The organism is Jiulongibacter sediminis (assembly GCF_001306455.1).
Lineage (GTDB): Bacteria > Bacteroidota > Bacteroidia > Cytophagales > Spirosomataceae > Jiulongibacter > Jiulongibacter sediminis.
Genome location: NZ_LGTQ01000005.1, coordinates 622,487 through 635,762 on the forward strand (window position 1 = coordinate 622,487; position 13,276 = coordinate 635,762).

Annotated in this window: 11 protein-coding genes; 6 read left to right on the top strand and 5 right to left on the bottom strand. The window is 39.6% G+C overall.

Going from position 1 to position 13,276, the window contains the following annotated elements:
* Window positions 1-36: 36 nt before the first annotated feature.
* Window positions 37-2,565: an ATP-dependent Clp protease ATP-binding subunit gene (locus AFM12_RS02790; RefSeq protein WP_055143747.1), complete on the bottom strand. Its 2,529-nt coding sequence runs from the start codon at window positions 2,563-2,565 to the stop codon at window positions 37-39.
* A gap of 41 nt (window positions 2,566-2,606) precedes the next feature.
* Window positions 2,607-3,200, bottom strand: a complete 594-nt coding sequence (locus tag AFM12_RS02795) for a WbqC family protein (RefSeq protein WP_055143748.1) — start codon at window positions 3,198-3,200, stop codon at window positions 2,607-2,609.
* Between the two features lie 88 nt (window positions 3,201-3,288).
* Between AFM12_RS02795 and AFM12_RS02800 the strand changes: the two genes are divergently transcribed.
* Complete coding sequence (locus AFM12_RS02800) at window positions 3,289-5,901, top strand: OmpA family protein (protein WP_055143749.1); 2,613 nt, start codon at window positions 3,289-3,291, stop codon at window positions 5,899-5,901.
* On the opposite strand, the gene AFM12_RS02805 is transcribed toward AFM12_RS02800, so the two are convergent.
* Genes AFM12_RS02805 through truA form a run of 3 tightly spaced genes read right to left on the bottom strand, consistent with a single transcriptional unit; the run spans window position 5,898 to window position 8,048 of the window.
* The gene (locus tag AFM12_RS02805) at window positions 5,898-6,848 is read right to left on the bottom strand and encodes an L-threonylcarbamoyladenylate synthase (protein WP_055143750.1); all 951 of its coding nucleotides are present in this window, start codon (window positions 6,846-6,848) and stop codon (window positions 5,898-5,900) included. The two genes, AFM12_RS02800 and AFM12_RS02805, sit on opposite strands and share 4 nt — an antisense overlap.
* The gene (locus AFM12_RS02810; RefSeq protein ID WP_055143751.1) at window positions 6,848-7,306 is read right to left on the bottom strand and encodes a GNAT family N-acetyltransferase; all 459 of its coding nucleotides are present in this window, start codon (window positions 7,304-7,306) and stop codon (window positions 6,848-6,850) included. The genes AFM12_RS02805 and AFM12_RS02810 overlap by 1 nt, the downstream gene beginning before the upstream one ends.
* Window positions 7,290-8,048: a tRNA pseudouridine(38-40) synthase TruA gene (truA, locus tag AFM12_RS02815; protein WP_055145090.1), complete on the bottom strand. Its 759-nt coding sequence runs from the start codon at window positions 8,046-8,048 to the stop codon at window positions 7,290-7,292. Before truA ends, AFM12_RS02810 begins: the two co-directional genes overlap by 17 nt.
* A 130-nt stretch (window positions 8,049-8,178) precedes the next feature.
* Here truA and AFM12_RS02820 point away from each other — a divergent pair, with 130 nt between their 5' ends.
* The 5 genes from AFM12_RS02820 to AFM12_RS02840 all read left to right on the top strand — a co-directional run bounded on the left by AFM12_RS02820 (window position 8,179) and on the right by AFM12_RS02840 (window position 13,260).
* Window positions 8,179-9,381, top strand: coding sequence for an MFS transporter (locus tag AFM12_RS02820; protein WP_055143752.1), 1,203 nt, complete (start codon window positions 8,179-8,181; stop codon window positions 9,379-9,381).
* A 1-nt stretch (window position 9,382) separates the two neighbouring features.
* Window positions 9,383-10,831 carry a sulfatase family protein gene (locus AFM12_RS02825; protein ID WP_229308450.1) on the top strand — a complete coding sequence of 483 codons (1,449 nt, stop codon included), beginning with the start codon at window positions 9,383-9,385 and terminating at the stop codon, window positions 10,829-10,831.
* 8 nt (window positions 10,832-10,839) lie between these two features.
* Window positions 10,840-11,439, top strand: a complete 600-nt coding sequence (locus tag AFM12_RS02830; protein ID WP_055143753.1) for a pseudouridine synthase — start codon at window positions 10,840-10,842, stop codon at window positions 11,437-11,439.
* A gap of 63 nt (window positions 11,440-11,502) precedes the next feature.
* On the top strand, window positions 11,503-12,906 hold the full coding sequence (gene fumC, locus AFM12_RS02835; RefSeq protein ID WP_055143754.1) for a class II fumarate hydratase: 1,404 nt from the start codon (window positions 11,503-11,505) through the stop codon (window positions 12,904-12,906).
* A gap of 66 nt (window positions 12,907-12,972) precedes the next feature.
* Window positions 12,973-13,260, top strand: a complete 288-nt coding sequence (locus tag AFM12_RS02840) for a hypothetical protein (RefSeq protein ID WP_055143755.1) — start codon at window positions 12,973-12,975, stop codon at window positions 13,258-13,260.
* The last annotated feature ends 16 nt before the right edge of the window (window positions 13,261-13,276 follow it).

The following is a 13,276-nucleotide window of genomic DNA, read 5'->3' on the forward strand; positions in this document are numbered from 1 at the left end:
AAATAAAGAAGCACGGCTTTTGCCGTGCTTTCCTATTTATTGTTCTACTGCCTTTTCTTTCTTTTTACTGAAGGTCAGTTCTTCACCTTCACCTGAATAATCGACGATAAGTATATCGGCTTCTTTGACATCACCCTTGAGAATCTCCTCTGCCAGTGGGTCTTCTACATATTTTTGAATAGCCCTATTTAAAGGTCTGGCTCCATATTGCTGGTCATAACCTTTTTCAGCAATGAAATCCTTGGCTTTGTCAGTTACCTCAATTTCATAACCGAGGCTGTTAATTCTCACAAAAAGTTTCTTCAGCATCAAATCGATAATCTGATGAATTGATTCTCTGCCAAGTGAATCAAAAATGATAACATCATCAAGACGGTTCAAAAACTCAGGAGAGAAAGTCTTTCTCAGGGCATTTTGAATAGTACTTTTTACCGCTTCCTCCTGATTATCTTTTCTTGCCTTTGTGGCAAAACCGATTCCTGCACCAAAATCTTTCAAATCTCTAACACCAATATTTGATGTCATGATGATAATGGTGTTTCTGAAATCTACTTTTCTACCAAGGCTGTCGGTCAAAATACCATCATCTAATACCTGAAGAAGAATGTTGAAGACATCAGGATGAGCTTTTTCAATTTCATCAAGCAGAATCACCGAATAAGGCTTTCTTCTAACTTTTTCAGTAAGTTGACCACCTTCTTCATATCCTACGTAACCCGGAGGAGCTCCCACAAGTCTGGAAATGCTAAACTTCTCCATGTATTCACTCATATCTATTCTGATAAGTGAATCTTCACGGTCGAAAAGATATTCAGTTAGAGCTTTAGCCAATTCTGTTTTACCAACACCCGTAGGGCCAAGGAATATGAATGAGCCAATAGGCTTTTTCGGATCTTTCAGGCCAACGCGAGTTCTTTGAATAGCTTTGACGAGCTTTTTGACCGCACCATCCTGACCAATTATTCTTCCTTTCAGAGCATCTCCCATCTTCAGAATACGCTCTCCTTCGTCCATATTGACCTTGTTAATTGGAATACCAGTGATTTGTGCAATCACCTCACCAATATTCTCCTCAGTCACCAAATGACGCTTTGATTTACTTTCTTCCTCCCAAGCCTCTTTGACACGATCAAGCTGATCAATCAGTTTCTTTTCCTTGTCTCGTAGCTGAGCCGCTTCTTCATAACGCTGACTCTTAACTACCGCATTTTTCTCAACCTTGATATCCTCAATGGCCTCTTCAAGGTCAATGATTTCCTGTGGTACATGAATATTGCTGATGTGCACACGGGCTCCTACTTCATCAATAATATCAATGGCTTTATCTGGTAAGAATCTATCTGAAATATAGCGTTCAGAGTATTGAACGGCCGAAACGATGGATTCATCACTGTAAGTTACGTTATGATGATCTTCATATTTGTCTTTGATATTATGAAGTATTTCAATGGTTTCTTCAACAGTCGTTGGCTCCACCATTACCATCTGAAAACGACGGGCTAAAGCTCCATCCTTCTCAATATACTGACGATACTCATCTAAAGTGGTTGCACCAATACATTGAATTTCACCTCTTGCCAGGGCCGGTTTGAACATATTTGAGGCATCAAGCGAACCGCTGGCTCCACCTGCACCTACAATGGTGTGAATCTCATCAATGAATAGGATGACATTTGGGGATTTTTCCAATTCACCCATTACAGCCTTCATTCTTTCTTCAAACTGGCCACGGTATTTTGTGCCAGCCACCAGCGAAGCCAAATCAAGTGTTACAACTCTTTTGCCATAGAGTACTCTGGATACTTTCTTTTCAACAATTCTCAAGGCCAAACCTTCAGCAATCGCCGTTTTACCTACGCCTGGCTCACCAATAAGGATCGGATTATTCTTCTTTCTTCTGGATAGAATCTGAGCCACACGCTCAATCTCTTTTTCACGTCCGATAATCTGATCCAGTTTTCCGGCATCAGCCAGTTTGGTCAAATCTCTTCCGAAATTATCAAGAATTGGTGTTTTAGACTTCTCGGCTCCTTTAGGTTCTCTTGATTGTCCACTACCGCCTGTGCTGGCAAATGATCTTTCATCATCGTCATCGGTGTCTGGGGAATCCATTCTTGGACTTTCTCCTGTCATTTGATATTCCAGCATTTCTTTAATAAGCTCGTAATTGACCTTGAATCTGTTCAGAATCTGACAGCCAAGATTGTCACCATCTCTTAGGATGGCCAGTAACAGATGTTCCGTTCCAATAACTTCCGCCTTGAAGATTTTAGCCTCGAGGTGTGTTATTTTTAATACTTTTTCAGATTGACGTGTAAGGGGGATATTCGCCAGATTCTTAATATTATTTGTTGCAGTACCTCTTGTGGCTGACTCAATGCTTTGCTTAAGATCAGGAATACGTATGCCCGTTTTACGGATTAGCTCTAAACCCATGCCATCACCTTCTCTGATCATACCTAATATAAGGTGCTCAGTCCCAATGTAATCATGCCCTAATCGTAACGCTTCTTCTCGTGCGAGGGATATAACCTCTTTTACTCTTTGTGAAAACTTAGGTTCCATTAAATGCCTTTTCCTTTAATTTCAAATATAACGAAATATGCCTAGTGAGTGTTCAATGTAAATTGATTTATTAGGATTTCGCTTGTTTCTGGTCCTTTGTTAAATAGTAGGTCCAATATACTTAAATGTGGTACAAACTCTTCTCCAAAAGTCTGATGATATTCAATTACCTGTCTATTTGTCCTTTTCTTTGGTGAAAATTCAAGAATATCTTGCATTTCGTCAGGTTTTGACCACATTAAGTGCTTATTCCATTGCATGCATTTCTGACAAATTTGCATGGCTTCTATTTGGAGGTCAACCAGAAAGTTGAATTGTTTTTGAAATAAAATCTCAATTAGATAGTCATAATATTGAAAATATGGCGATCCGCGATAGGCGGCTTCTAAAGTTCTCAATTGTGTTCTTTGCCAAGCAGAGTGATTGTCAATTTTGACATCTTTAAGTAATGTTTTGCCTGAGCTTGCATGTACGGGTACAATCAAAGATTCAACTTTATTTGCTCCCAAAATATTAGCTCTGTTTCGGTAGGATTGCTTGAAATAAATGTCCTCCGAATTCCAAACTATCGTTTCATTTGTACATATTTCTGAGAAATAAGTTATGCTTGGCAGAAAATTTGGGGTAGAAATCATTGATTGGTTTCAGCTAAAAATATGAAATTGCAATCTGCTGCGTTTCAATAGATAAGAATCGAGGCAAAAATACGCTTTCTAATAAACAATGAGCTTCAATAAACCCGTTTTCATAAGAAGTTTTCTACTGGTTCTGTTTACAATGAGTTTTGCCACTGGCAGTATAGCTCAGGAAATAATCTATTTACAAGCTTCAAACGACTATAATGGTCAAAGTTTAGATGTAGAGTTCAGGGTAGAATCTTCAAAATCAAAGAAATCTTACACCATTAAAAACGAGGGAAATCTTAAATATGTGGAGATTCCCCGAATGGAATCTCTGACCATAAAGGCTTTTAAGGATGGATACTACGTTGAGGAGAAAGAATATTCAGAGGATGAATTGATTTCAAATAACTATGAGGTCAAGGTTTCCATGCAACAGCGGCCTACAGCCAGATTGATTATTTCGGCCATTTCTTCAGAGAATAATAGAAAAGTGCCAGCCTCTTTTGACGTTTTCTACTTGGGTAAAATGATTGGTCGTGGTAATACCACAAGAAATGTGGAATCTTACGAATTACCTGTAGAGCAGGATGGAATGTATGTTATTCAAACCAAATCGGACGGTTTTGATGATCTGCAAAAACAGATTCAGGTAAGTGTTGGCATTCCGGAAAACAGAGTTTCGGCTGAAATTATTTTGGAAAAAGAAGCCAATGAAGTGGCTTTGAAGATGATTGACGAGCAAACAGGGAGACCGGTTCCTTCTACAGTTACGATTTTAAATACTCAAACAGGAGATTCCAACTTTAGCGAATTTAGCGGAAATGGTACTGTTCTTTTTGCTTTCAAAAGCGGAACTAATTATAAAATTATCGTTGATGCTGAAAACTATAAAAAACTCGAAAAATCAATTACCGGAAGGCAAATTGAAGATCTTACTCTAAGATTAAAGCAAAATACATTCGTTGACTTTGAGGTAGTTGACAGAGCCACCCAGCGAAAAATTGATGCCGAAATTGAGATAACATCGCCCTCCGGCAAAAAAGAAGTGGTAAAAGAAGATACTTTCTTTCCACAGGAAAACGGAAATTACAAGATTGTCGCTCATAGTCCGGGTTACCTTGAAAATAGCGGAACTGTAATGGTTAATAGCCTTGCTGGAGGTAAAATGGACTTTAAAATTGAATTAACTGAAGCAGATAAACAGTATTATGTCAAGGTTATAGACCATTACAGTAAACAGGAACTTAGAGATGTAGAATTCAGAGTTTTTGGACCCAAAGGAGAACAATTAAGAGGTATAAAACAGAATGAGGATGGTGAATGGGTTTTCATAACTGACCCTACTAAAGAATACTTTATTGAAGCTAATCTTGAAACTTATCAGGATTTTACCAAAATGCTGAAGGAGGATGAAAAGAAATTCACCATAGAGCTTTTTTGGGCAATTCCTTTTACTCATACCATTAAACTCCTTGACAAATATGATGGAGAAGTAGTTAATTCCGCGGCTCTAAAAGTGGTTGACAAAAATGGTAACGACTTGTTCGTTTTTCATGATGTCAGAAACCAGGCCTTTAAAGTGAAATATGAGAAGTCAATGGCGGTTTCTTACTCCATCGTAGCCAATGGTTACAAAGATGACATAGCTGGTATAAATACAAAGCCGGGAAATAATGTTGAAATAATTCTTGAAAGGGCCGATAACGAGCGTGTAACCTTCTTTGCGGTGGATTATGTGACTGATAAACCAATTGAGGCCGTTTACCGATACTTCAGAGATGACAAACTTGTTGACCTAAGTAAGAATCTAAAGGCAGGAGAGGCTACAGGAGACTTGAACGATGCCGGCAAATACCGTCTGGAGGCAAGATTAGATAATTACAGACCTTTTAACGGAGAAATTTCAAAAGCTGGGGTCGTCGATGGCAGGTATAAAATTCGATTGAAGAGAGACACTTACAAAGTTAAGTTTGACATAGAAAATTTTAGTACACCGCAAGAGTTATCAGACTTAACATTCCGAATTCTGACGGAGGGTAGGGTGAGAATACCTGAAACCTTTACAGCGGCAACCGGAATGTATGAGGCCAATCTTGATGCCGACACTGATTATATGCTGGAGCTTGTCAAAAATGGCTATGCTGAGTATAATGAACGATTTAACATCAAGGAGCTCGTTAGCAGCAACTTTGTCAAAAGTATTAACCTCGAAAAGCTTCCGGAACCTGAACCTGTTGCCATAAAAACACCGAAACCTGAGCCAACTCCTCCAAAGCCAGAACCAAAAGTTTCTTACGAAACACCTGCGGAAGAGATGCCTGAAACCGCTCAGGCTATGGCAAAAGAGTTTACCGCCAAAGAGTCCATAGGCAAAAGGTATCTACTGGATGAGGTATATTTTGATCAAAGTAGTGCCGCAATTCGTAAAGATGAAATCCCTCAATTAAATGAGCTGGCCAAAACTTTGGCTGAGAATAAAAGCCTTGTGATTAAGATCGTTGGTTACACGGATAACGTGGGTGATGCAAGGCTTAATCTTGGTTTGTCAAAATTTAGAGCGAAGGCGGTATCGAATTATCTTTTTTATCAAGGAGCAGATCCCAATAGGATACATTCCGACGGTTTTGGGCAAGATAAACCGGTAGCCTCGAATGATTCTGAAGAGGATCGCTCTAAAAATCGGAGAGTAGAAATGGTGCTTTTAGAAAATTAGCCTTGAGCCGCCGCTCTTCTTAACCGATCATTAATCGCTCTTCCTATTCCAATATCAGGGACAAGCTCCAAATAAATGGTCTCAATGTCAAGACCGTCCAGATATCGCAGTCCTTCAAAAAGCCTTTGGGCAGCTTCATTCAGGTTTTTAGTATTTGAGAGGATAAATTGATTTTCTTCAGATAGTTCAATATTAACCTCACTAAACCTTAGTAATCCTATTTTTTTGCGAAGCTTATTTCCCAAGTCGTCCAAAAATTTTACTTCTTTATTTGGTGCATAATGCGATTTAAGCATACCCGGAGCTGAGGGATTACTGCTGGAGTGCTCTTTGACCTCAACCGGGCCGAAATATTCTTCTATTTTCTCGATTGCTAAACCACCTTTTCGATAAACGGTTAGCTGATTATCCTCAAAACCGACGATAGTAGACTCTAATCCAACCTCACAACTACCACCATCCAAAATGTAAGAAATTTGATCACCCAGTTGCTGATTAACATGAAGAGCAGAAGTAGGACTGATATACCCAAAAGGGTTTGCTGAGGGAGCCGCTAAAGGAAAATCGAGCTGAGAAAGAAGATCTAAAGCTATTGGATGGCTTGGAATTCTTACGGCGACTCTGGGTAATCCCGAAGTAACTAAATCCGGGATAATTGGCTTCCTTGGAAGCAGAAGAGTTAATGGCCCGGGACTAAACTTCCTAAACATTAACTCTAAATCCAATGGAATACTCTCCACCCAGTCTTTTACCTTTTCTATACTATCGGTATGAATAATCAGAGGATCAAAAGTTGGTCTGTTCTTTACCTCAAAAATTTTAGCAACTGCAACTGGGTTTAGAGCATTTGCTGCTAATCCGTAAACCGTTTCAGTGGGAAGTCCTATGACTTCACCAGCTTCTAAAAGGTCCTTAGCCCTGATAATATCTTTTCCTATTTCAGCCATTAATTCAGTTTCTTTTCAAAATAGAGAACAGTTTCATCCGGGTTGTAATTATAAGCCTCAGTTTCTTTGAAACCCAGATTTCTGTATAAATCTACGGCTGGTACAAGCCGGGCTAAAGTGTCCAGTTTCATCAAAAGATAACCTTTTCTCTTAGCTTCCTCGATTACTGCATGAGCCAAAGTCTTACCAATTTTCTGACCTCTGAATTCATCTTTGACATAAAGACGTTTCATTTCACATATTTCTGTCTCCAGAGCCTTGAGAGCCACGACACCTCCAACTTCACCTTCAGATATATATAGCAAAATACAGCCTTCGGGTTCAGCATATTTACCTGGTAAAGCAGCAAGTTCTTCTTCAAAACCCTGAAAACAAAGGTCTAACCCAAGTCCTTTTTCATAAGCTCTGAAAAGGCTTCTCACCGTTTCGATATCTCCTATTTCAGCTTTTCTTACCATTGAAATAATTATCAGGGTAATTCACTTCTTCTAAGGTTAGGCCGATCGCCTCTATAGATCTTCCTGCCCGTGTTCTTTTTTTTGACTCTATAATTGACCTAAGGTCATTGATATCCATTTTACCTTCTCCGATATCCAATAAAGTTCCTACAATAGCCCTGACCATTCCCCGAAGAAAACGGTTGGCCTTTATATGAAATTCTAATTGATGATCATTTTGCACCCAATGAGCTTCTTCAATAGTACAGTTGAACGTATTTACATCAGTCTTCACCTTACTGAAACACTCAAAATCCTCATATTCAAATAGAATCTGGGCCGCCTCATTCATTTTTTCTACGTCTAATGGTTTGCGAAAGAACAATGAATTTGAAATCAAAAATGGGTCCTTTTTGAGATGAATACGATAAACATATTTGCGGTTCAACGCATCAAAACGAGCATGTGCCTCATCAGTTAAAGGGATAATTTCATTGATTGAGATATCCTCCGGCAAAAAACTATTGAGCTTCCAAACCAAATCCTTGAAACTCATTTCAATGTCTTCTACATCAAAATAGGCATACTGCTGTCGAGCATGTACTCCGGTATCTGTCCGACTACTCCCATGAATTCGGATTTGTTTCCTCAGGATTTTGGAAAAGGCGTCCTCAAGCTTCTCCTGAATGCTCACTGCATTAGGTTGTAACTGCCAGCCATGATAGACTGTGCCCAAGTAGCTTAACTCTACAAAATACCGCATGCTTTGAATTTGTGGCAAAAGTAAACCATTGAAATGATTTAGATTGAGTAATTTGGGCAAATTACTAACCTTGAATCATACAGAAACCACGCAAATGGTTCTTATATGATTGTTTATCAACCTTTAATAAATGAAAACAGCTCTGAAAATCAGATTAATGCTGATGATGTTCCTGATGTTTTTCACATGGGGAGCGTGGTACGGTCAAATCACCAAATACCTTATCACCGAATTAGGTGCTACCGGAGATCAGGCAGGTAATGCTTTCTCTACATTCAGCATTGCCAGTATCATTTCACCTTTTTTTGTTGGGCTAATTGCTGACCGTTACTTTTCGGCTCAACGTGTAATGGGAGTCATTAATATTCTTGGAGCAGTCATTCTCTATTTCTTAATTCAGTGTAAAGATCCAGGTGTCTTTTTCTGGTACATTCTGGCTTATACAATCACTTTCGCTCCGAACCTCGCTCTCTCTACTTCCATTTCTATCAAGCAAATGAATGACCCGGAAAAAGAATTCCCTCCAATTCGGGTATTCGGCACAATCGCCTGGATTGTGGTAACCAATATTGTCGGTTATTATGGTTTTGGAGACAAAGTGACCATTTTCTCACTAGCCATGTTTACCTCTATTGCCCTCGGAATCTATGCATTTACGCTACCAGATACGCCGCCAGATTCTTCAGAGAAGGTTACTCTGGGTCAACTAATCGGTAAAGACGCATTTGTTCTTTTTAAAGACAGATCATTTCTGATTTTCTTTATTGCTTCAATACTGATATGCATACCGCTATCATTCTATTATGCCTTCGGAAACCTTGCATTGACCGACCTAGGAATGCAAAACGTAGAAAATAAAATGTCGCTCGGGCAGGCTTCTGAGGTTATTTTTATGTTCCTCTTACCACTGGCCTTCAGGAAGTTTGGTGTTAAATGGATTCTCATCATCGGACTTTTAGCCTGGATTCTACGATTTATGCTTTTCGGTTACGGTACTGTTCAGATGGAGTGGATGCTCATTATCGCAATTCTTTTACATGGTATTTGTTATGATTTTTTCTTTGTAACCGGTCAAATCTACACAGATACCAAAGCAGGGGAGAAGATAAAAAGTTCGGCACAAGGGTTAATCACTCTGGCCACATATGGCGTAGGAATGGGCATCGGCTCTAAACTATCAGGACTAGTTCTTGATCATTACTCTACTTCAGCTGGAGGATCAATTTCTTATGACTGGGAGGCTGTTTGGTGGGTGCCTACGATCATAGCGATTTTAGTTTTGGCCTTATTTATTCTCTTCTTTAAGGACAAAAAAGGAACAATAGCGATTTAAAATGAATAATAACCTGATGACCTTATGTAATAGAATAGTTGCCCTTGCTGTTGTTAGCTTTTCATTGCTTTCATGCTCTGAATCGGTAACTACAGAACAAAGTTCAAAAAAGTATAACTACGTTGTCATTTTCGCCGATGATATGGGTTATGGCGATCTCGGAGTTTATGGACATCCAACCATCAAGACCCCTTATCTGGATCAAATGGCTGCTGAAGGTCAAAAATGGACTAATTTCTATGTTGGGGCTTCGGTCTGCACACCTAGTCGTGCGGCTTTACTGACAGGGCGATTGCCCATTAGAAGCGGTATGGCTGGTGAGCATAACCGCGTGCTTTTTCCTGACTCAGAACATGGTTTACCTGAAAGCGAGCTTACCATAGCAGAGCAATTGAAAGAAGGCGGCTACGCAACCGCTTGTATCGGGAAGTGGCATTTGGGACATAAGGAGCAATACTTACCAACCAATAATGGTTTTGACTACTATTTTGGTATCCCATATTCAAATGACATGGACAATGTTATTTTGCAAAATGCTAATTCATATCAAAGTTATTTTGATTTCTGGAAAGGTCCGGAAAGACAAAACACTGCTTCTTTCAATGTTCCTCTGATGAGAAATACCGAAATCATTGAAAGACCGGCAGACCAAAATACCATCACAAAAAGATACACTCAAGAGGCTATTCAATACATCAAAAGGAATAAAGAGAAACCATTTTTCCTGTATCTGGCTCACAATCTACCTCATGTACCTTTGTTTGCATCTGATGACTTCAGAGGAAAAAGTTTAAGAGGTATTTATGGTGATGTGGTGGAGGAAATTGACTTCAGTGTTGGTCAGGTTTTGAACACCCTAAAAGATGAAGGTTTGGCTGAAAATACCATTGTCGTTTTTACTTCTGATAATGGACCTTGGTTGATTATGAATTCTGAAGGTGGCAGTGCCGGACTTCTAAAAGATGGTAAAGGAAGTACCTGGGAAGGAGGAATGAGAGAGCCTTGTATTTTCTGGTCACCCGGTAATATAAAGCCAGGTGTAATTGCCGATTTGGGAACTACAATGGACCTTTTCGCCACTTTTAGCTCGCTTTCAGGTTTAGAAATTCCAAATGATCGTGAGATGGATTCAGTTGATTTAAGTTCGGTGCTATTCGAAAATAAAGCCAGTGATCGAAATGACATGTTTTATTACAGAAACCGGGAGCTTTATGCCGTCAGACTAGGAGAATATAAGGCCCATTTTATTACACAGGGAGCATATGGTCAGCCAGCAAAAGAATATCATGAAACACCTCTGTTGTACAATCTGAATGTTGACCCTTCTGAGAAATATGACATTTCCACGGAACACCCGGAGGTTCTGGCAGAAATAGAGAAACTTGTGGAAAAGCACAACAGTAAAATGATAAAAGGTGAAGATCAGTTAGAGTCAAGAACTCCTAACTAAGTATTTAAATGTCATCTGAATTGAGATATTTCGTACTTCATAAGCCTTTTGGGATATTATCGCAATTCACACCCGAAGGTGGTCATCAATCTCTTGCTGACCTTGATTTTACATTCCCAAAGGATGTTTATCCTGTCGGGAGGCTCGATCAGGACAGCGAGGGACTTTTAATTTTGACCAATGACAATTACCTCAAAAACAATCTTTTGGATCCGAAGTCTGAGAAACAAAAAACGTATTTGGTACAGGTAGAGGGTGAGATTAATGATGAGGCTCTACGCCGATTGGAAGAAGGAGTTTCCGTCAAACATAAAGGTAAAGTTTACCATACCCGGCCTGCGGAAGCTAGTCACTTTTCAGGTATTATTCCCGAGGAAAGAGACCCACCTGTGCGATTCAGAAAAAGTGTGCCGACCTCGTGGCTAACTCTCACCATTATTGAAGGTAAAAACCGGCAGGTGAGGAAAATGACCGCTGCAGTGGGATTCCCAACCTTAAGACTTATTCGTCTGGGTATCCAGAATCTGAAGCTCAATGAATTGGCGATAGGAGAGGTGCAGGAAATTTCAAAAACTGATATTTATCAACAGTGCGGAATTAAACCATGAATGGCTTGAAAGCCTTTATTTCCTGACTTATTTTTGCGGCTCAAAAAGAACCAAACCAAGATCATGGACTATAGAATTGAAAAAGACACCATAGGTGAAGTACAGGTACCAGCAAATGTATATTGGGGAGCCCAAACTGAACGCTCCATCCAAAACTTTGATATTGCCAAAGACATCAATAAGATGCCGAAGGAAATCATTAAAGCATTCGCTTATCTGAAAAAGGCGGCTGCCTTGACCAACAGAGATGCAGGTGTGATGGATGCTGAAAAAGCTGAGCTTATTGGAAAAGTCTGTGATGAGATTCTGGAGGGTAAGCTTGATGATCAGTTTCCTTTGGTGGTTTGGCAAACCGGATCGGGTACTCAAAGCAATATGAATTGCAACGAAGTTATTGCTTACAGAGGGCATGTTTTAAACGGAGGTAAACTTACAGATAAGCAGAAGACAATTCACCCAAATGATGATGTAAACAAGTCTCAGTCTTCTAACGATACTTTCCCAACGGCCATGCATATTGCAGCCTACAAGATTCTGATGGAAGTGACTATTCCGGGAATTGAGAAACTGAGAGATACACTTGATGCCAAATCAAAAGAGTTCATGCATGTCGTTAAAATCGGAAGAACTCACTTTATGGATGCCACTCCATTAACTGTAGGTCAGGAGCTTTCAGGCTATGTATCTCAGTTAAATCACGGAATAAAGGCGATTAAAAATACATTAGGGCACCTTTCTGAACTGGCCCTTGGTGGCACAGCCGTAGGTACCGGAATTAATACTCCTAAAGATTATGCCGTAAACGTAGCCAAGCATATCGCAGACCTTACCGGCTATCCCTTTGTAACCGCAGAAAATAAGTTTGAAGCTCTGGCGGCTCATGATGCCATAGTGGAAGCTCACGGTGCATTAAAAACCGTTGCCGTAAGTCTAATGAAAATAGGGAATGACATTAGAATGTTGTCTTCAGGGCCAAGATCAGGCATAGGTGAGCTTTCAATTCCAGCTAATGAGCCTGGCTCTTCAATCATGCCGGGAAAAGTAAACCCTACACAAAGTGAAGCTATAACTATGGCTGCAGCTCAGATTTTAGGTAACGATGTCGCAATTAATGTTGGTGGTGCCACCGGTCATTTTGAATTGAACGTTTTCAAGCCAATGATGATCTACAACTTCCTTCATAGTGCCCGACTTATTGGTGATGCCTGTGTATCTTTCAATGATAACTGTGCTGTTGGTTTAGAACCACTTTACGATAATATAAAGCGTCAGTTGAATAATTCATTAATGCTGGTGACAGCTTTAAATACAAAAATCGGTTACTACAAAGCCGCTGAAATAGCTCAAACGGCTCACCAGAATGGCACTTCTTTAAAAGAAGAAGCCGTTCGTTTGGGTTATCTGACTGAGGCTGAGTTTGATGAGTGGGTAAGACCTGAAGATATGGTTGGCGATCTTCCTAAATAATGCTACATTTGTAGATAATTAATTCTCAACGGATCTTTTAAGACTCAATATTCGAATAATTACATAATGAAAAAGCTTGTATTTGGACTTATTATCGGTTCTACTTTGATTTTAGGCTCGGCTTTCGATCAACCTCTTAAAGTTAATGAGCCTCTCGAGCAGGTTTATGAACTGGATAAACAAGAGAAATCAGAAACAAAAAGCTATGTTCAGCAGGAATTTGAAGCTCTAACCTCTGATTTTCAGAATGAAGATGGTAAAAGCATTTCTGAAATGATTGGTGAGGTAATTATTGACTCGGTTCAGATAGCAGTGAAGGCTGTAGTAAGCTTTTTCGGTAGAATATTTAGCTAAATAGAAACAGATTCAT